The sequence below is a fragment of the Buchnera aphidicola (Anoecia corni) genome, from assembly GCF_964056675.1.
In the GTDB taxonomy this organism is placed as follows: Bacteria; Pseudomonadota; Gammaproteobacteria; order Enterobacterales; family Enterobacteriaceae; genus Buchnera_E; species Buchnera_E aphidicola_B.
In genome coordinates this window covers 16,835-36,403 of record NZ_OZ060371.1, presented here as the reverse complement: position 1 = coordinate 36,403, position 19,569 = coordinate 16,835, and the positions used below count along the sequence as shown (strand labels likewise).

13 protein-coding genes and 1 tRNA gene are annotated in these 19,569 nt (G+C 25.7%); 7 read left to right on the top strand and 7 right to left on the bottom strand.

The genetic code is table 11. The features are described from left to right. Positions 1-54 precede the first annotated feature (54 nt). The 3 genes from rpoC (at position 55) to purH (ending at position 6,662) form a co-directional block, all read left to right on the top strand. A complete protein-coding gene (rpoC, locus tag AB4W63_RS00145) occupies positions 55-4,278 on the top strand; it encodes a DNA-directed RNA polymerase subunit beta' (RefSeq protein WP_367681016.1) in 4,224 nt (1,407 codons plus the stop codon). A 332-nt stretch (positions 4,279-4,610) separates the two neighbouring features. After that, the gene (locus tag AB4W63_RS00140) at positions 4,611-4,883 is read left to right on the top strand and encodes an HU family DNA-binding protein (RefSeq protein WP_367681015.1); all 273 of its coding nucleotides are present in this window, start codon (positions 4,611-4,613) and stop codon (positions 4,881-4,883) included. A gap of 201 nt (positions 4,884-5,084) precedes the next feature. Beyond that, entirely contained in the window at positions 5,085-6,662 is a 1,578-nt protein-coding gene (purH, locus tag AB4W63_RS00135) for a bifunctional phosphoribosylaminoimidazolecarboxamide formyltransferase/IMP cyclohydrolase (RefSeq protein WP_367681014.1), read from the top strand. A 216-nt stretch (positions 6,663-6,878) separates the two neighbouring features. Here the strand turns inward: purH and metE are convergent, their stop codons facing one another. From metE to ftsY, 3 genes are all read right to left on the bottom strand, one after another. Then, positions 6,879-9,158 (bottom strand): 5-methyltetrahydropteroyltriglutamate--homocysteine S-methyltransferase, encoded by a 2,280-nt coding sequence (gene metE / locus AB4W63_RS00130; protein WP_367681013.1) that lies wholly within the window; start codon positions 9,156-9,158, stop codon positions 6,879-6,881. Positions 9,159-10,156: 998 nt separating this feature from the next. Then, on the bottom strand, positions 10,157-11,011 hold the full coding sequence (rpoH, locus tag AB4W63_RS00125; protein ID WP_367681012.1) for an RNA polymerase sigma factor RpoH: 855 nt from the start codon (positions 11,009-11,011) through the stop codon (positions 10,157-10,159). A 157-nt stretch (positions 11,012-11,168) separates the two neighbouring features. After that, positions 11,169-12,443 (bottom strand): signal recognition particle-docking protein FtsY, encoded by a 1,275-nt coding sequence (ftsY, locus tag AB4W63_RS00120; RefSeq protein WP_367681011.1) that lies wholly within the window; start codon positions 12,441-12,443, stop codon positions 11,169-11,171. An 88-nt stretch (positions 12,444-12,531) separates the two neighbouring features. On the opposite strand from ftsY, the gene rsmD reads away from it, so the two are divergent. From rsmD to dnaC, 3 genes are read left to right on the top strand one after another with little or no spacing between them, the layout of a single operon-like run. Beyond that, positions 12,532-13,119, top strand: a complete 588-nt coding sequence (gene rsmD / locus AB4W63_RS00115) for a 16S rRNA (guanine(966)-N(2))-methyltransferase RsmD (protein WP_367681010.1) — start codon at positions 12,532-12,534, stop codon at positions 13,117-13,119. A 34-nt stretch (positions 13,120-13,153) separates the two neighbouring features. Then, entirely contained in the window at positions 13,154-13,711 is a 558-nt protein-coding gene (locus AB4W63_RS00110) for a DnaT-like ssDNA-binding domain-containing protein (protein WP_367681009.1), read from the top strand. Then, positions 13,711-14,451, top strand: a complete 741-nt coding sequence (gene dnaC / locus AB4W63_RS00105) for a DNA replication protein DnaC (RefSeq protein WP_367681008.1) — start codon at positions 13,711-13,713, stop codon at positions 14,449-14,451. The genes AB4W63_RS00110 and dnaC overlap by 1 nt, the downstream gene beginning before the upstream one ends. A 76-nt stretch (positions 14,452-14,527) precedes the next feature. Here dnaC and efp read toward each other — a convergent pair whose 3' ends face one another. The 3 genes from efp to AB4W63_RS00090 all read right to left on the bottom strand — a co-directional run bounded on the left by efp (position 14,528) and on the right by AB4W63_RS00090 (position 17,280). Continuing rightward, positions 14,528-15,094 (bottom strand): elongation factor P, encoded by a 567-nt coding sequence (gene efp, locus AB4W63_RS00100; RefSeq protein WP_367681007.1) that lies wholly within the window; start codon positions 15,092-15,094, stop codon positions 14,528-14,530. 138 nt (positions 15,095-15,232) lie between these two features. After that, positions 15,233-16,879 (bottom strand): chaperonin GroEL, encoded by a 1,647-nt coding sequence (gene groL / locus AB4W63_RS00095; RefSeq protein WP_367681006.1) that lies wholly within the window; start codon positions 16,877-16,879, stop codon positions 15,233-15,235. A gap of 110 nt (positions 16,880-16,989) precedes the next feature. Further along, positions 16,990-17,280 carry a co-chaperone GroES gene (locus AB4W63_RS00090; protein ID WP_367681005.1) on the bottom strand — a complete coding sequence of 97 codons (291 nt, stop codon included), beginning with the start codon at positions 17,278-17,280 and terminating at the stop codon, positions 16,990-16,992. A gap of 294 nt (positions 17,281-17,574) precedes the next feature. Between AB4W63_RS00090 and AB4W63_RS00085 the strand changes: the two genes are divergently transcribed. Further along, positions 17,575-17,647: transfer RNA gene (locus tag AB4W63_RS00085), tRNA-Phe, on the top strand. Positions 17,648-18,109: 462 nt separating this feature from the next. Here AB4W63_RS00085 and mnmE read toward each other — a convergent pair. After that, a complete protein-coding gene (mnmE, locus tag AB4W63_RS00080; protein WP_367681004.1) occupies positions 18,110-19,474 on the bottom strand; it encodes a tRNA uridine-5-carboxymethylaminomethyl(34) synthesis GTPase MnmE in 1,365 nt (454 codons plus the stop codon). Positions 19,475-19,569 lie beyond the last annotated feature (95 nt).

Below are 19,569 nucleotides of genomic sequence, written 5' to 3'. Positions count from 1 at the left end.
AATCTATTTTGTGTTTATTTTATTTAAATATTTTACTCCATTAGGAGCTAATTAGTGAAAGAATTATTAAAATTTCTCAAGGTTAAAACTAAAGTTGAAGAATTCAATTCTATAAAAATAGCACTATCTTCTCCAGATATTATTAGATCATGGTCTTTTGGAGAAGTCAAAAAACCAGAAACAATTAATTATCGTACGTTTAAACCGGAAAGAGATGGTCTTTTTTGTTCTAGAATATTTGGACCTATAAAAGACTATGAATGCTTATGTGGTAAGTACAAACGTTTAAAACACCGTGGGGTAATTTGCGAAAAATGTGGAGTAGAAGTTACACAAAGCAAAGTTAGACGAGATAGAATGGGGCATATTGAATTATCTTCTCCTATCGCACATATTTGGTTTTTGAAATCACTTCCGTCACGAATAGGTCTTTTATTGGATATGCCATTGAGAGATATTGAAAGAGTTTTATATTTTGAGTCTTATGTGGTAATTGAAAATGGTATTACTTCTTTAAAAAAGAAACAAATTTTGAGTGAAGAACAATACTTAGATTCTTTAGAAGAATTTGGTGATGAATTTTATGCGAATATGGGAGCTGAAGCTATACAATCTTTATTAAGAAAAATGGATTTATTATCCGTATGCAAAGATTTACGTAGTGAAATTGGTGAGACAAATTCAGAAACTAAAAGAAAAAAAATTACTAAGCGAATAAAGTTATTAGAGTCATTTATAAAATCAAAAAATAAACCAGAATGGATGATTTTAACTGTATTACCAGTACTTCCTCCTGATTTAAGACCGTTAGTTCCATTAGATGGAGGAAGGTTTGCTACTTCAGATTTAAATGATTTATATAGAAGAGTTATTAACAGAAATAATCGTTTAAAACGATTGTTAGATTTATCTGCTCCAGATATTATTGTTAGAAATGAAAAAAGAATGCTTCAAGAAGCAGTTGATGCGTTATTAGATAATGGAAGAAGAGGTAGAGCTATAACAGGGTCTAATAAAAGACCGTTAAAATCTTTAGCAGATATGATAAAGGGAAAACAAGGAAGATTTCGTCAAAATCTATTAGGTAAAAGAGTAGATTATTCAGGAAGATCAGTAATTACTGTTGGACCTTATTTGCATTTAAATCAATGTGGTTTACCAAAAAAAATGGCGTTAGAATTATTTAAGCCTTTTATTTACGGAAAGTTAGAAAAGAAAAATTTAGCTGCTACTATAAAAGCAGCAAAAAAAATGGTAGAAAGAGAAGAACCAGAAGTATGGGATATATTAGATGAGGTAATAAAAGAACATCCTGTATTGTTAAATAGAGCTCCAACTCTACATAGACTTGGGATACAAGCATTTGAACCGATTTTAATAGAAGGAAAGGCTATACAATTGCATCCTTTAGTTTGTGCTGCGTATAATGCAGACTTTGATGGAGATCAAATGGCTGTTCATGTTCCACTAACAAAAGATTCTCAGTTAGAAGCACGTTCTTTAATGATGTCTATTAATAATGTTTTATCTCCTGCTAATGGAGAACCTATTATAGTTCCTTCTCAGGACGTTGTCTTAGGATTGTACTATATGACTAGAGAAAAAATAAATGGAATAGGAGAAGGAATGGTTTTATCAGGTCCAGAAGAAGCTGAAATAGCCTATAGTACAGGATCTGCTGAACTACATGCGTCTGTAAAAGTAAGAATTGTTGAGTATACAAAAGATAAAAAAGACAAATTTGTAAAGAAAACAACTATTTATGATTCTACTATAGGAAGAGCAATATTATGGATGATAGTTCCTAGAGGATTACCTTATTCTACAGTTAATACAACATTGGGAAAAAATCTAATTTCTGCAATGTTAAACAGTTGTTACCGTATTTTAGGATTAAAAGATACAGTAAAGTTTGCTGATCAAATAATGTATACTGGTTTTTTCTATGCTGCTCGTTCTGGAGCATCTGTTGGAATTGACGATATGGTTATTCCTAAAGAAAAACAAAATATTATTCTAGACGCAGAAAATGAAGTATTGGAAATAAGGGATCAGTTTCAAGCAGGTTTAGTTACATCTGGCGAAAGATATAATAAGGTTATTGACATATGGGCTTCAGCGAATGAAAGAGTAGCTATTGCTATGATGAAAAATTTATCAAGTGAGAAAATTATAAATAAAAATAACCAGGAAATCAATCAAATATCTTTTAATAGTATTTTTATGATGGCTGATTCTGGAGCTAGGGGTTCTGCTGCTCAAATTAGACAATTAGCAGGAATGCGTGGACTAATGGCTAAGCCTGACGGATCTATTATAGAAACTCCAATTATAGCAAATTTTCGAGAAGGATTAAACGTATTACAATATTTTATTTCTACTCATGGAGCGAGAAAAGGTTTAGCTGATACAGCTTTGAAAACAGCAAATTCAGGTTATTTAACACGTAGATTAGTAGATGTAGCACAAGACTTAGTAGTTACTGAAGATGATTGTGGTACTTACGAAGGTATTATCATGAGTCCTGTTATAGAGGGAGGAGAAATAAAAGAAACGTTAAGGGAAAGAGTTTTAGGAAGAGTCATAGCTGAAGACATTTTAATATCAAATTCTTTACAGGTTTTAGTACATAGAAATACTCTTTTAAATGAAGAAATATGTGATTTATTAGAAAAAAAATCTATAGATAAAGTAAAAGTAAGATCAGTAGTACATTGTGAAACTGATTTTGGTATTTGTGCTTATTGTTATGGAAGAGATTTAGCTAGAGGATTTTTAGTAAAAAAAGGAGAAGCAATTGGAGTAATAGCCGCTCAATCTATTGGAGAACCAGGAACTCAGTTAACAATGAGAACCTTTCATATAGGTGGAGCAGCGTCACGTTCGGCGACTGAATCTAGTATACAAGTAAAACATAGTGGAATAGTAAATTTGCATTATTCTAGTTTTGTAAAAAATTCTTTCAATGAAATAATTATTACATCTAGAAATGCAGAACTTAATATAATTGATCAGTTCAATTGTGTAAAAGAAAGTTATAAAGTTCCTTATGGTGCAATTTTATTTAAAGGAAATAAAGAATCAGTTGTTTCTGGGGATGTTATTGCTAAATGGGATCCTCATACTATACCTGTAATAACTGAAGTAAATGGATATGTTCAATTTGTAGATATAGTTGATGGTCAAAGTATAACTAGACAAACAGATGAATTAACAGGATTGACGTCTATTGTAGTATTAGATAGTTCTGAACGTCCTTTAACAGGAAAAGATTTACGTCCTGCCTTAAAAATTTTAGATATAAATAATAAAGACGTATTTATATTTGGAACAGATATTCCAGCACAGTATTTTTTACCGGGAAAGTCTATTATTCAGTTAAATAATAAATCGTATGTTACTTCAGGAGATACTTTAGCTAGAATACCGCAGGAATCAGGAGGAACGAAAGATATTACTGGAGGTTTACCTAGAGTAGCTGATCTTTTTGAAGCAAGAAAACCTAAAGAATTAGCAATTTTAGCTGAAATTAGTGGTTTTATATCTTTCGGAAAAGAAACAAAAGGTAAAAGAAGATTAATAATAACATCGGTAAATTTAGATGAAAAACATGAAGAAATGATACCTAAATGGAGACAGTTAAATGTTTTTGAAGGTGAAAGAGTAAAGAAAGGAGACATCATATCTGATGGTCCGGAATCATCTCATGATATTTTAAGATTAAGAGGAGTGCAATCGGTAACTCAATATATAGTTAATGAAGTACAAGAAGTCTATAGATTACAAGGTGTTAAAATAAATGACAAACATATTGAAGTTATAGTCCGTCAAATGTTGAGAAAAGCAACCATTATAGATAATGGAGAATCTGATTTTTTAAAAGGAGAACAGGTTGAATATTCTAGAATAAAAATAGAGAATAGAAAGTTAAAAAAACAGTGTAAAAAAATTATTTCTTTTTCTAGAAATTTACTAGGAATTACAAAAGCATCATTAGCTACAGAATCTTTTATATCAGCGGCTTCTTTTCAAGAAACAACACGTGTTTTAACAGAATCAGCTGTTGCTGGGAAGAAAGATGAATTAAGAGGTTTAAAAGAAAATGTAATTGTTGGAAGATTAATTCCAGCTGGAACTGGATATGCATATCATAAGGAGAGATTAGATAAAAAGAAAAAATTAGAAAAGAATAGTAAAAAATCTGTTTCTTTACATATAAGTGTAGAAGAAGCATCTGCTAATTTATCAGAAATGTTAAATGCAACCTTAAAAAAATAAAAAGTATTCTTTCACATTTTTAAATTAATATAAGATGTATATAACATTTTTAAGTATAAAAAAATATATATTTATTTTTATTTAAAATAGAAAAATAGTACTGTCAGTTTGATAACTTTATTAAGTTGTATAAGTATATTAGTAACGTATAATCAAATTTATTGTATAAAAACATTTATTTTATAGCAAAGAAAACACAATATTTTTATAAAAAAATCGTAAAACAAAAAATAAAAATAAATAATATTTATTGTGTATTTTAAAAGAAAAGAAATGATTTAATTAAATTTTAAATTATTAATTAAAAATATAGTATTGAGGAGTAAAAGGTTATGAATAAAACTCAATTAACAAGTTCTATTGCAGAAGAGACAAATGTATCTAAAGTACAGGTAAAAAAAATTTTAGAATCTATGTTAAAAACTATTGTTTTTTCTTTAAAAAATGGTAAAAATGTTCAAATAGCAGGTTTTGGTACTTTTAAAGTGCATAATAGAGCAGCTAGAATTGGTAGAAACCCGCAAACAGGAGAAAAAATAAATATTGCAGCAACGAAAGTACCTACTTTTATTTCAGGAAAAGCTTTTAAAATAGCTATAAAATAAATTTATATAAATATGTTTTATATATATACGGTTTTTAAGAATTTACTATTTAATTTTTGTTTTATTTTAAATGAGCAGGTTAAATCAAAAATCATATTTTTTAATATATAACACTAAAATATACAAATATTATTATTCAATAAAATATTTAATTTTAAAAAAAATAAATTAATACAATATTCGAGGTTTATTAGAACTATAATGATTGATTTAAAAAAAAAAAGAAATGCTTTAGTCAGTGTATTTAATAAATTAAACATAGTAAAATTTTGTCAAGAATTAAAAAAAAGAAATTATATCATTTATACAACTACAGGAACATATCAAAAATTACAACAATCTGGAATTCATTCAATAGAATTAACGGATTATACGCATTTTCCAGAGATTATGGATGGACGTGTAAAAACGTTACATCCGATGATTCATGGTGGGATTTTATCTAGAAGAAAAATAGATGAAAACACATTAAAAAAATACGAAATGATATTATTCGATATAGTTGTTGTAAATTTTTTACCTTTAGACAATTTAATTTTAAATCCTAAGCATACTATAGATACAGTTGTTGATAAAATAGATATAGGTGGTCCAGCTATGATTAGATCAGCAGCTAAAAACTATAAATTTGTTACTGTTGTAGTTGATCCAAATGATTATTGTAAAGTAATAAAAGAGATAGATGATTATAAAAATAATCAGGTATCTTTAACAACTAATATACAGTTAGCTACTAAAGCTTTTGAGTATATTGCTGATTATGAATTAAATATTTCAAGGTTTTTTAAAGAAATAGTATTAAAGAGTGAAAAAGACAAATGTGTTTTTAAAGAAGATATTTTTTTAAAGCTTAAGAAAGTAGATGATCTTCGTTATGGAGAAAATCCAGATCAAAAAGCAGCTTTATATTCTTTTTATTCATCTGATTGTAGTTTGAGTAAAAAGAATATGATTACAGGTAATAAAGAATTGTCATATAACAATATATATGATGGAGACATAGCATTAGAATGCGTTACTAGTTTTAAAGAACCAGCTTGTGTTATTATTAAACATGGTTCTCCATGTGGTGTATCAATAGGTGTGTCTGCAGTTCATGCTTATTCTTCAGCGTACAAATGTGATCCTATATCGACTTTTGGAAGTATAATTGCTTTTAACTGTTTATTAGATGAAATAGTTGTTGCAAAAATAATAAAAAATTCTTTTGTAGAAGGAATATTAGCTCCAGAAATTACTTGTTCTGCAAAAAAAATGTTATCATCTAAAAAGAATATTAGGGTATTAATTTATAAAATACCAATTAAAAAAAATAATTTCTTTGAAATAAGATCAGTTAATGGAGGAGTATTATTACAAGAAAAAAAAAATATAAATATGGATAAAAAATGGAATATAGTTACGAAAAGAATTCCAAGTGAAAAAGAAATGAAAGATGCAAAATTTGCTTGGTTAGTTTGTAAATTTTTAAAATCGAATGGTATTGTATGTGTTTCTGACTATTCTACAATCGGAATTGGTTCCGGGCAATCTAGTAGAATAGATGCTGTAAAAGTAGCTATTAATAAAGTGAAAAATACAAATATTAAATTTAATAATATTGTTTTAGCTTCAGATGCTTTTTTTCCATTCAAAGATTGTGTAAATTTAGCTGCTAGAAACGGTGTAACTTGTATGATCCAACCTGGAGGTTCAATCAGGGATAATGAGGTTATTCATGCAGCAAATAAAAGTAATATATCTATGATTTTTACTCAAGATAGAACTTTTAGGCACTAGTATCGTTTTTTATTTATTAAAATTATTATTTCTTAATAAGAACGTTGATAGTAACGTTTTATTTTTTATATAAAAATTTATTTAATAATTAAGAATATAAACTCTAATTAGTATGTAATTAAATTTAATAACTATTTATTATTTTGTACAAAATAATAAATAGTGTACTACTTTTTATTAGTACACTATTTATTATTTTAACTATTAATTAATTTGTTAAATTTTTTGAAATTTTTTTCGTACATTTTTTGTTGCAGTTACTATGTTTTCTAAAGATTGTTGTATTTCTTTCCAGTTTCTTGTTTTTAATCCACAGTCAGGATTAACCCATAATCTGTTTATAGAAATATATTTTAATGCTGTTTCTAAGGTTGATTGAATTGATTCGATAGTAGGAATGGTAGAAGAATGGATGTCATAAAATCCAGGTCCTATTTCATTGCTGTATTTATGTTTTTGAAACAGTTTTAATAATTTAATATCAGACCTAGAAGTTTCAAGAGTAATTACATCAACGTCTAATTTAATAATAGCTTCTATAATATCATTAAATTCACAGTAACACATATGTGTATGAATTTGTGTTTCATTTTTAGTTTTATAGTATGTTAATCTGAAAGATTCAGTAGCCCAATTTAAATAATTTTTCCATGATTGTTTTCTTAGAGGTAATCCTTCTCTTAAAGCAGGTTCGTCAATTTGAATAATATTTATTCCTATTTTTTCTAAATCAAGTACTTCATCTTGTAAAGCTAAAGCTAATTGATAAGCAACTTGGCTTTTTTTAATGTCATCTCTTATAAAAGACCAACATAAAATAGTAACTGGACCTGTTAACATTCCTTTTATTGGTTTTTTTGTTAAGGATTGAGCATATTTCATCCATTTTATAGTCATTGGTTTAGAACGTGATATATCACTTATAATAATTGGAGGTTTAACACATCTTGAACCATAACTTTGAACCCAGCCATTAGATGTAATTAAAAATCCGTTTAGTTGTTCACCAAAATATTCGACCATATCATTTCTTTCTACTTCCCCGTGTACTAATACATCAATATTTAGAGATTCTTGAAATAAAATTATTTTTTTTATATTTTCTTTTATCTTTTCTTCATAATCATTACTACTAATATTTTTTAATTTAAAGTCGAGTCTTAATTTTCTAACAGATTCAGTTTGAGGAAAAGATCCAATAGTTGTAATTGGTAAAATAGGTAATTTTAGATGTTTTTTTTGTTCTAAGCTTCTAATAGAATATGGAGATTTTTTATATTTATAAAATTTGTTTGTTTGGAATGTTTCTATTTCTTTTTCTCTTTTTTTATTTTGGTTTAGCTTTATTCTAGAAAGAACAGGTTTACTCCATTTTTTTAATAGTGAATGGTTGCTAGTAATTAAAGCTGTTTTTAATAAGAATAACTCATGACATTTTTCTAAAGCGAAAGATAACCAACTTTTTTCTGTTTTGCTAATTTTATTTTCCACAGAAAGATCGATTGGAACGTGAATTAATGAACATGAAGTACCGATACAGATATTGTTTTTGTTTTTTTTAATTAAATTAATTGTGTTAATGGCTGAATTTAAATTTGTTTTCCAAATGTTTCTTCCATTAATTATTCCTAATGATAATAGCCATTTTTTTGGTATATTATTGCATAATGAATTAATATTGCAATTTTTATTAGTAATATCAACGTGTAAACCTTGAACAGGTAGTTCTTTAATAGTTTCTATATTATGGTAGACATTTCCAAAATAGGTTGTTAACAATATTTTTTTTGAACTTTTTATAAATTCATAAGAAAATTTAAATGCGTTTAACCATTTTTCTGAAAGATCTAATGTAAGTATAGGTTCTTCTATTTGTATCCAAGTTATTTTTCTTTTTTCTAACTCAGAAATTATTTCTTTATACACATGCAAAATTTTTGTTAGTAAATCTAGGCGATGAAAGTTTTCTTCTTTTTCTTTTCCTAACCATAAATATGATATAGGTCCTAATATTACTGGCTTTACATTAAAATCTAGTGCAATAGCTTCATCTACTTCTTCTATAAGTTGTTTCCATGAATAAGTAAAGCTGCTATTTTTTGTGAATTCAGGTACTATATAATGATAGTTAGTATTAAACCATTTTTTCATTTCTGATGGGATAACGTGTTTTCTTTTAGACTGATAACCTTTAGCAATTTTAAATATAGTATCAATGTCAATAGTATGACTATCTTTTTTAAATCTTTCTGGGATATTACCTAATAGCATAGTTGTATTTAAAACATGATCATACCATGAGAAATCACCTACAGGTATAAGATCAATTCCAAGTTCTGCTTGTTTTTTCCAATTATTTATTCGAATTTTTTTTCCTTCAGTAAATAATTGTTCTTTTGTAAATTTGTTACTCCAGTATTTTTCTTGAGCCTTTTTAAGTTCTCTATTAGTTCCGATTCTAGGAAATCCTAACGTATGAGTAAAAATAGTAGTCATATTTTCCCTTTTTAGCTTTTTTGCATTGTTTTTCTAAAATAATGATTTTTATAATAAAAAAATTAAACTTTTTTTATGAATAAAAATATATATATTGTTTCATTATTTTTAATTCATTTTTTTTCATACTAATATATTTTTAGTATTCTATATTAGATACAACTAAAAATAGTTTATATGTATAGATTATATAATTTCTGTTCTTTTATTTAAGTAATTTACTTCAACTTAGTTAAGTTTAGTTATTAAAGAATCAATTTTATTTTCATTAAAGTACAGTATATAGTATATATACAGATGTAGTTTTTTAGAAGAGATAAAAAAACGTTTCATACTTACTACAAATATAATTATATGTACATTAATAGTTAAAAGTTAACAGTTAAAAGTTAATAAAAAAAAATAAAATTTTATAAATTTTTTAGTAGTTATACAAATAATAACAGTAGATAAAAAAACAGTTTAATAAAGTAAATTATATTTAGTGAAAAAAGCAAAATAATTAAATATTGTGAAAAATTGTAATATTTTCTATAAAATAGATAAAAGTAATTTAATTAATTAAATACATTTTAAATTAAAGAGAATAATTGAATATATATTAAATAGTAATTTAGATAATATTTAGTTTTATATTTAAATCTAGTGTTATTTTTTGTGCATTAATTATAATTAATAAGTTACTTAAATTGAATAAATTTATTATTTTAAATAATTTTTAGTTTAAAATTTGTAGTTTTTTTAAATTTGAAATAAATAAACATTTATCTAAAATAGAAAATAGATTAATAATCATATATCAATATATGTATTTATGTTAAATGTGTAAAATATTTTTTTTGTATATTGATGCATAACATAACATATTATATTAGAGTTAGATTATTCACGTTTACTTTTTATTTAATATTAGGTTATTAGTTTATTATTGAATAATAAATGGTATGTATATATGTGTTATTATTTATTTTATATTGAAATTCATAATTAATATTTTCTTATTTTTTTATTTCATTTCTTAGTTTTTTTATAGCATTTTTTTCAAGTTGTCGAACTCTTTCTGCTGATATACCATAGTAATTTGCTATTTTTTGTAATGTTATTTTTTTTTCGTACAACCATCTTACATGAATAATATATCGGCTACGTTCGTCCAGTTTCAAAAGGGCATTGCTTAACTTGTTGACCGCATATTTTTCCCAATCATCTTTTTCTACTGTATTTGCAAAATTAGAACTATTATCTTTTAAATAAGGAAGAATAGATTTTGTTTTTATATCACCGTATTCTTCTTCAGGTAGAGTATTGAATGTTATATCTTGAGCAGACATTCTTGATTCCATTTCTTTTACATCTTCTATACTTACACCTAATTCATGAGCTACTATTTCTATTTCTTTAGAATTAAACCAACCTAACCTTTTTTTAGTTTTTCTAAGATTAAAAAATAGTTTTCTTTGAGATTTTGTTGTAGCTACTTTAACTATTCTCCAATTTCGTAATACATATTCATGTATTTCAGATTTTATCCAATGTACTGCAAAAGATACTAATCTTACTCCTATTTCTGGATTAAATCTTCGAACAGATTTCATTAAACCGATATTTCCTTCTTGTATTATATCCGCTTGAAGTAATCCATATCCAGAATAATTTCTAGCAATATGAATAACAAATCTTAAATGAGATAAAATTAAAATTTTTGCAGCTTCTAAATCTTTAAAATAAAAAAATTTTTTAGATAATTCCTTTTCTTCTTTTAACGATAACATAGGCCACAAGTTAGCAGATCTAATATAAGAATCAAGATTACCGAGATTCGGATTTGATAATAGTGTAAATTTTTTTATCATATAGTATCTTTTAGATAGTTAATATTTTTTATATAAGTATAATACTACACTATATTTATAGTTTTGTTTTATACATTGTGAACTGATATTTTATAAAAATAAAATTTTATATTTATAAGGTTTAAAATAATAAAAGTATTTTTTAAATAAATAAATGTTATTTATTATTTTTTTCAAATAAAATTTCAATAAATTTTTTCTTGTTAAATTCTTGTAAATCATAAATTTTTTCTCCAAATCCAAGATAATTAATAGGAATAGAGAATTGATCAGATATAGCAAAAATAACTCCTCCTTTTGCTGTTCCATCTAACTTAGTCACAATAATGTTATTAACGCTGATCATGCTATTGAATAAATTCACTTGTTGTAGTGTGTTTTGTCCACTACATGCGTCTATTACTAAAGTAACTTCGAGATTAGATGATTGATTATGTTTTTTTATTATTCTAACAATTTTTTTTAATTCTTCCATAAGATGTTGTTTGTTATGTAATCTACCTGCTGTATCCGAAATTAAAATATCTATTTTTTTTGCTTTTGCAGCTTGAAGGGAGTCATAAATAACTGCAGAAGGATCAGTTCCTATTTTGTTATAAATGACAGGTACTTTATTCTTTTCTCCAAACACTTTCAATTGATCTACAGCTGCAGCTCTAAAAGTATCTCCGGCAGCTAACATTATTGAATTTCCTGATTGTTTAAACTTATACGCTAGTTTTCCAATAGTGGTAGTTTTTCCTACTCCATTAACGCCAACTATTAATATTACTTTTGGTTTTTTTTGGTTTGTTTTTATTTTTTCTTTTGAAGGTTTATTTAAAATATCTAACAGATTTTTTTTTAGAATAAAAAAAATTTTAGATTTATCAGTAGTATTATTTTTATATACTTCTTTTTTTAAAGATTTAATAATATTATTGGTAGTGTTTACTCCAAAATCAGATAATAATAACATTTCTTCAATTGATTCGAATAAATCATTGTTTTCTTGGTTAGAAAAGAAAATTTTTTTTATTTTTTTTTCTAAATAATTCTTTGTTTTTTTTAAAGAAAATTGCAATGATTGAAATACATTATTGTATCTATTTTCATTTTGTTTATTTTTTATATTTTTTTGGATTTTATTATTTAACAATGTAGTAGATAGTTTTTGTTCCTGATTATCTAATCTTTTATTAGAATATTGATCGATTTTTGATATTTTTTTTTGATTGTTATTAATTAATTTTTGAGCATTTTGGTTTTTTATCTTAATTTTTATTGTTTTACTTTTTTTTTCTAGAACAAGTGCATTTTTTAAAATTGTTATTTTATCTTTTTGTGTTTCTTGGTGATTATTTTGTTTTTGGTTTTCTTCTAGTTTATTATCATTTTTTTTTTTTTTACGCCACAACCAAGAAAAAAAATTATTATAGTGTTTTTTAGACATAAAGATCCTTATATAGGATAGATGTAATATTTTATATTAAGCAAATTTTAGATTTTCTATTTAACAATTTAAATATTCAAAATATTTTATGAAAAAATTAAAAAGTTTAAAAAATTATCCTAAAAAAATACGCATTATTTCTGGAAAATTCCGTTCAAGAATAATTAAACTGCCTTCATTTTCTTATAATCTAAGACCAACAACTAGTAATATGCGTGAAACTCTTTTTAATTGGTTAAATACAGTTATTAAAGATTCAGTGTGTTTAGATTGCTTTTCTGGAACTGGAGCGTTGAGTATAGAATCTGTGTCTCGTGGAGCGAAGAGTGTTACATCTCTTGAAATTAACAAAAAATTAGTAAATAATATAAAAAAATATTTACAATTAATTTCAATAAGTAATATAAATACAATTTGTATTAATTCTATCATTTGGTTAAAAAAAAGAAACATAAAAAAACAATTTGATATCGTTTTTATTGATCCTCCTTTTTTTCAAGGATTAGTACAAAGAACAATAAATTTACTAGAAGAGTATAATTGGTTAAAGGAAAAATCATCTATATATATAGAACGAGAAAATACCAGTACTAACTTAATTATACCAAATTGTTGGGTTTTATATAAGAACAAAGTATCTAAAAATGTAATATATAGCTTATATATTCGTTGTTAAATTAAAAATGATAGTTTTGCTATAGGAATACTAGATGTCTATTAATTTGATTGTGTCAAATATAGTAACATTTGAACTTTTTTGTAAAAGTCCTAAAAAATATTTATGTTTAGGAAATGAATCAGGTATTGTTGAAATAAAAAAAAATAAACCGATTATGTATGTTGTTTCTGCTAGTTTATTAAATAAGTTAGTATCCATAACATATAAAGAGTATTTTTCAGAGTCAGTAAGAGAAAGTAAAAAAATATTAGTAGACTTTAAAAAAAAAAAAAATTTGCCCGTTTTTACTGTTGAAAAAAAATTTAAAATGTATGATGAGTGGGTTCCTGATGATGATTTTATTAAAAAGTCGTTGATTTGGGGAATTAATTTAATTACTCCTGTTACGGAATCAGAATTATCTTTTTTTATTTCTTATTGGAAAGTAGAAGGTCGTTATTTTTACCATATACAATGGCAGCAAAAATTAGCACAAAGTTTAGATTATAGTAGAAATAAGAGTTTTTTATTGGGAAAAAAAGAAACAAGTATGTTTGAAAAAGAGTCTTATTTGAATAATGAGGTTCCAATTGGTTTTAGAGAAAAATAATGAAAAAGAATATTAATTTTTTAACTCGATTAAAAAAGATAGTACCTGAACATGTGAAGCCTAAATTTAAAACTGATAAGGAACTTTTCTATTGGAATCAAAAAGAAGGGTTTTTATCTTCTAATACGATTTTAGAGAGAAATAATACGTTAAGATTTAAAAAAGCTTTAATTGAATCTGGAATAAGAGAACTATATATTAATTGTTCTTTTGAAAATTATCAAGTTGAACATGATGGGCATAAAAGAGTTGTAGTAGCTGCTAAACGGTATGCTAAAGAATTTAATACAAATATAGCTAGTTTTATATTTTCAGGAAGACCTGGAACCGGAAAAAATCATTTAGCATCTGCGATAGGTAATTATTTAATTGTGCATGGAAAATCAGTTCTTATTGTAACCGTAGCAGATTTAATGTCAAATATGAAAGGAACTTTTAATGGATATAGTAGAATTACCGAAGAAAATTTATTACATAATTTAAGCACTGTAGATCTTTTAATGATTGATGAAATAGGAATGCAAATAGAATCAAGGTATGAAAAAGTAATAATTAATCAAATTGTAGATAGGCGATCATCCTCGAAACGTTCTACTGGTATGTTATCTAATTTGGACTATAGAGGAATGCAGCAACTTTTAGGAGAGAGAGTAATAGATAGGATGAGATTAGGTAATGGATTATGGTTAAATTTTGAATGGGACAGTTATAGACAATTTGTTAATGAAAAAAAATATTAGAGTAAATTCATTGTTTTTTATAATGTATAAAAATGGACATAATGTAAATACGTTGTCAGGTTATGTATATAACTTGTTATTTTATTCTTGAAATGTACTGAGAACTTCTAGTATCTATTTTAATTTTGTCTCCTGTTTTAATAAATAATGGAACTTTTATAGTTGCACCTGTATTTAATTTCGCTAATTTATTTCCTGAAGTAATGGATTTTTTTTTGTAGTATGGATTAGTTTGAACAACATATAAATCTATAAAATTATTTGGAATAACTGTAATCATCTTTTCATTCCAAATAGTTGCTTGGTATTCTACTTCAGGTATAATCCATTTTTCATTTTCTTTTAATAATTTTTTTTCTATTGAATATTCTTCAAAATTAGTTTTTTCCATAAAAAATAATGATTTATGATTTTTGTATAAATAATATACTGAAATGTTTTTTATGTTAGCTATAGGCAATGAATCAGTACTTTTGCAAGTTTTTTCTATTTTTTTCCCATTGTACAGTTGTTTTAGTTTTATTCTGACAAATGCTTGTCCTTTTCCTGGATTTACAAAAGTGCTACTAGTTATTATGTATGGTTCATTGTTAAAAACTATTTTAGTGCCTTGTTTAAATTTAGCTGTATAATTTTCTGACATTTTCGAATAATCCTAAGTATTTAAACTGTATAGAAATATGTAAAAGATTAAAAACTCGTTCTCAATAATATATATAAGTATATATTTTGTCTATATAAATTTTGTCGTATACTAATATTAGTTGAGAACGAGAAATAATTACATCATACCGCCCATTCCACCCATTCCAGCACCAGCGGCAGGAGAACTTATATCTGATTTTTCTTCTTTTGGTAAATCAGTTACCATGCATTCTGTTGTAATCATTAGTCCTGCTACAGAAGCAGCATACTGTAATGCTGATCTAGTAACTTTTGTAGGATCTAATATTCCAAATTTAATCATATCACCATATTCATCAGTAGCCGCATTATATCCGTAATTTCCTTTTCCATCTTTCACGTTATTAGTTACAACTGATGGTTCTTCACCTGAATTAGAAACAATTTGTCTTAAAGGAGCTTCCATTGCTTTTACAGCAACTCTTATTCCTACGTTTTGATCTTCATTTTGTCCAGATATTTTAGATATTTTTTGTGCTACTCTAACTAAAGCAACTCCACCACCAGGTACTACGCCTTCTTCTACTGCTGCTCTAGTAGCATGTAGCGCATCTTCAACTCTCGCTTTCTTTTCCTTCATTTCTACTTCTGTCGCAGCTCCTACTTTTAACACTGCTACTCCACCAGATAGTTTAGCTAGTCTTTCATTTAATTTTTCTTTGTCATAATCAGAAGTTGCTTCTTGAATTTCTTGTTTTATTTGAGCTATTCTACTTTTAATTTCGGATTTTTTTCCGATTCCGCCAATAATAGTAGTAGTATCTTTTGTTATAACTACTCGTTTTGCTTGTCCTAAGTCTTCTAGTGTAGTTTTTTCTAAATTCATAGCTAATTCTTCGGATATAACGGATCCAGAAGTTAGAATAGAAATATCTTGTAGCATAGATTTTCTTCGGTCTCCAAATCCTGGAGCTTTTACAGCTGCTATTTTTACTATTCCTCGCATAGAATTTACTACTAAAGTAGCTAATGCTTCGCCTTCTAAGTCTTCAGAAATAATTAATAAAGGTTTACTTGATTTTGCTACAGCTTCTAATATAGGTAGTAGTTCTCGAATATTAGATATTTTTTTATCTGCCATTAAAATATATGGATTATCTAGTTCTACTATTCCTGTTTCAGGTTTATTAATAAAATATGGAGATAAATATCCTCTATCAAACTGCATTCCTTTAACTACTTCTAATTCATTTTGTAATCCTGTTCCTTCTTCTACTGTAATGACTCCATCATTTCCTACTTTTTCCATAGCTTCGGCAATTAAAGATCCAACTTTTTCATCAGCATTTGCTGATATAGTTCCAACTTGTGTTATTGCTTTAGAATCAGAACAAGGAACAGATAATGATTTTAATTCATCTACAGCATTAATAACAGCTTTATCTATTCCTCTTTTTAAATCCATAGGATTCATTCCTGCTGCTACTGCTTTTAAACCTTCATTGACTATAGCTTGTGCTAACAGCGTAGCAGTGGTTGTTCCATCTCCAGCAGCATCATTGGCTTTTGATGCAACTTCTTTAACCATTTGAGCACCCATATTTTCAAACTTGTCTTCTAGTTCTATTTCTCTAGCTACGGAAACTCCGTCTTTTGTTATACTTGGAGCTCCGAATGATTTATCTAGAACTACATTTCTTCCTTTTGGTCCTAAAGTTACTTTTACAGCATCTGCTAATACATTTACTCCTCGAAGCATTTTAATTCTTGCTTCGTTTCCAAATTTTACATCTTTAGCAGCCATAGTTTTTTTCCTTATATAAATAATTTATTTTTTTTACATGCTATGTAAAATATAAAAATATTTTAATTAAATAAAAATTTAGTTTTATTACATAAATTTTTATACGTTAATTATTCTACAATTGCTAATATGTCACTTTCATTTAAAATTAATACATCTTCATTATCAATTTTTTCAGTTTTAGATCCATATCCTTCGTTAAAAATAACAGTATCTCCAATTTTTACTTCTAATTTTTGCAAATTTCCGTTATCTAATACTTTACCTTTTCCTACAGCTAGAACTTTCCCTCTAGTAGATTTTCCTGCTGCTGATCCTGTTAAAACTATTCCACCCGCTGATTTTGATTCTATTTCTTGAGGTTTCACTATAATTCGATCATATAATGGACGAATGTTCATTTTTTTTCTCCTATTCTATAGTGTTACCAAATTGTTAAATTGTATTTAATTTTGTTAAAACATACTTTATGTCTAATGTAGATATGTGGATTCTAATTTAAACTTTCAAGTAGTTTTTAAAATTTTCTATAAAAAATTATCTTTTAGTAAAGAATAATTTAAATAACATTATTATAGATAGAATAATTCAGAAATGAAAAAAAAATTTCTTTAAAATATTTTTTTTTTAAAAAATGCAAAAATTTAAATTTATTAATTGACATGTAAGTATGTTTAATGGTTATATATTATATAGCCCGAATAGCTCAGTTGGTAGAGCAGGGGACTGAAAATCCCCGTGTCGGTGGTTCAATTCCGCCTTCGGGCAAATTTTTAATTTTTTTAGAACAGTTTTATCTTTATATGTTAAAATTTTTACATAAAAATATATTTTTTTTTTTGTTCTATATATTTAATATATAATATTCTTTATTATATATATTGTATTTTTTTATTTTTTTAATAAATTCAAATAATGATCTATTCTTATTAATTAAAAAGAAACAAATTTTTTTTTAAATATGCATTTAAACTTCGTATTAAAAGAACGGTCTTAATAATTAAAATCTTTTCTATTATACGAATTTTTTTTAACAAATGATTTCATATGATAAAAATAAATTAATAATTAATAAATGTAAGCACTTATTTTAAAAATAGATAAATTTTTAATTTGCATATGGTAGCGGATTAACAGCTAGATTTATTTCAAAAAAAATGTGTTGGACATATATATCTGTATTTGAATATATAGATATACAAAACATATTTACAGTTTATTTAAATAAATTCACTTACCAATACAAAAAGTAGAAAATATAGATTCCAATAAGTCTTCTGTTGTAAATTCCCCAGTTATTTTTCCAAACTTTTTTTGAATTAATCTTAAATCTTCTGCTAATAGTTCTATATTTTTAGTTTTTTTCCAGATATAGATTGTTTTTGATAGATGTTCTAAGATATTGTTTAGTATATAAGAATGTCGCCTTCTAGAAATAAATAATCCTTCTGAACTAATATTATTAGTTATTATTTTTTGTAAATGTGATTTTAAATCATTTATTCCTGTATTTTCTTTTCCAGATACAAAGAGACAGTTTCCTAATTTTAAATTATACTGAACTCCAGGTTTTTTATTGATTAAGTCGCATTTATTCATAATAATACTAATTTTATTTTTTTTTACAGAAGATTTAAGTATAGAATTGTATATCGATATATTTTCTTTGTTAGATTTACTACAGTCTAAAATTAATAATATATAATTACACTGTTTAATTTTTTCCCATGTGCGCTTAATACCTATTTTCTCTACTTCATTGTTTGTATTATGTATTCCAGCTGTGTCTAGTATATGTAGTAGGTGACCATTTAAATTTATTTTTTCTTTTAAAATATCTCTAGTAGTACCTTTTATTTCAGTAACTATTGCTGAGTCATTTAGTGATAATCGATTAAATAGCGTAGATTTTCCAGTATTTGGAGGTCCTACTAAAGCTAATTGAATTCCTTCATGAAGGATACTTCCTTTATTTTCTGATAGTTGAATAATTTTTATTTGTTTTAATATATTTAATAAAGTGATATTAATACTATTAACATCAATAGAAACAGATTCTTCATAAGAGAAATTTATATGAGTTTCAATTCTAGTCCTTAATTTTGTTATTAACTTTGTAATATTAGAAATATTAACAGATAAATTGCCTTCCATAGATTGTAATGAATAAATAGCAGCTTCTTCAGTATCAGAATTAATTAAATCAGCTATGGCTTCAGCTTGCACTAAATCTATTTTTCCATTTAAAAATGCTCTTTTAGAAAATTCCCCAGGATGAGCTATTCGAACGTTTTTTATTGTAAGAATAGTTTTTATAAGCATATCTAATATTATAGGGTTTCCATGTCCTTGTAATTCTAAGGTATCTTCACCTGTAAAAGAGTTCGGGGATGGGAACCATAAAGCAATTCCTTTATCTATAATTTTTCCATCATGATTAAAAAAATCTGAATATGTTGCATATCTTTCTTTTGGAATTTTCTTTAAAATTAGTTTTGCTACTTTTTTGCATTGTTTTCCTGATATGCGTAATATTCCAACTCCAGACTTTCCTATTGGAGTTATTTGAGCTATGATAGTTTTTGAGTTAGTCATTTTATATCCATAAATGCTAAATTAGTGACCGCGTACTTATAAATTTTTTTTTATTATTTAGATAAGATTACCATTTTATATTTATCTACAAGATT

What these genes read in the sequence shown, in the direction of transcription:
- AB4W63_RS00140 (WP_367681015.1), top strand. Translation starts at nt 4,611, where the DNA reads ATGAATAAAACTCAATTAACAAGTTCTATTGCAGAAGAGACAAATGTA.
- purH (WP_367681014.1), top strand. Translation starts at nt 5,085, where the DNA reads ATGATTGATTTAAAAAAAAAAAGAAATGCTTTAGTCAGTGTATTTAAT.
- metE (WP_367681013.1), bottom strand. Translation starts at nt 9,158, where the DNA reads ATGACTACTATTTTTACTCATACGTTAGGATTTCCTAGAATCGGAACT.
- rpoH (WP_367681012.1), bottom strand. Translation starts at nt 11,011, where the DNA reads ATGATAAAAAAATTTACACTATTATCAAATCCGAATCTCGGTAATCTT.
- ftsY (WP_367681011.1), bottom strand. Translation starts at nt 12,443, where the DNA reads ATGTCTAAAAAACACTATAATAATTTTTTTTCTTGGTTGTGGCGTAAA.
- rsmD (WP_367681010.1), top strand. Translation starts at nt 12,532, where the DNA reads ATGAAAAAATTAAAAAGTTTAAAAAATTATCCTAAAAAAATACGCATT.
- AB4W63_RS00110 (WP_367681009.1), top strand. Translation starts at nt 13,154, where the DNA reads ATGTCTATTAATTTGATTGTGTCAAATATAGTAACATTTGAACTTTTT.
- dnaC (WP_367681008.1), top strand. Translation starts at nt 13,711, where the DNA reads ATGAAAAAGAATATTAATTTTTTAACTCGATTAAAAAAGATAGTACCT.
- efp (WP_367681007.1), bottom strand. Translation starts at nt 15,094, where the DNA reads ATGTCAGAAAATTATACAGCTAAATTTAAACAAGGCACTAAAATAGTT.
- groL (WP_367681006.1), bottom strand. Translation starts at nt 16,879, where the DNA reads ATGGCTGCTAAAGATGTAAAATTTGGAAACGAAGCAAGAATTAAAATG.
- AB4W63_RS00090 (WP_367681005.1), bottom strand. Translation starts at nt 17,280, where the DNA reads ATGAACATTCGTCCATTATATGATCGAATTATAGTGAAACCTCAAGAA.
- mnmE (WP_367681004.1), bottom strand. Translation starts at nt 19,474, where the DNA reads ATGACTAACTCAAAAACTATCATAGCTCAAATAACTCCAATAGGAAAG.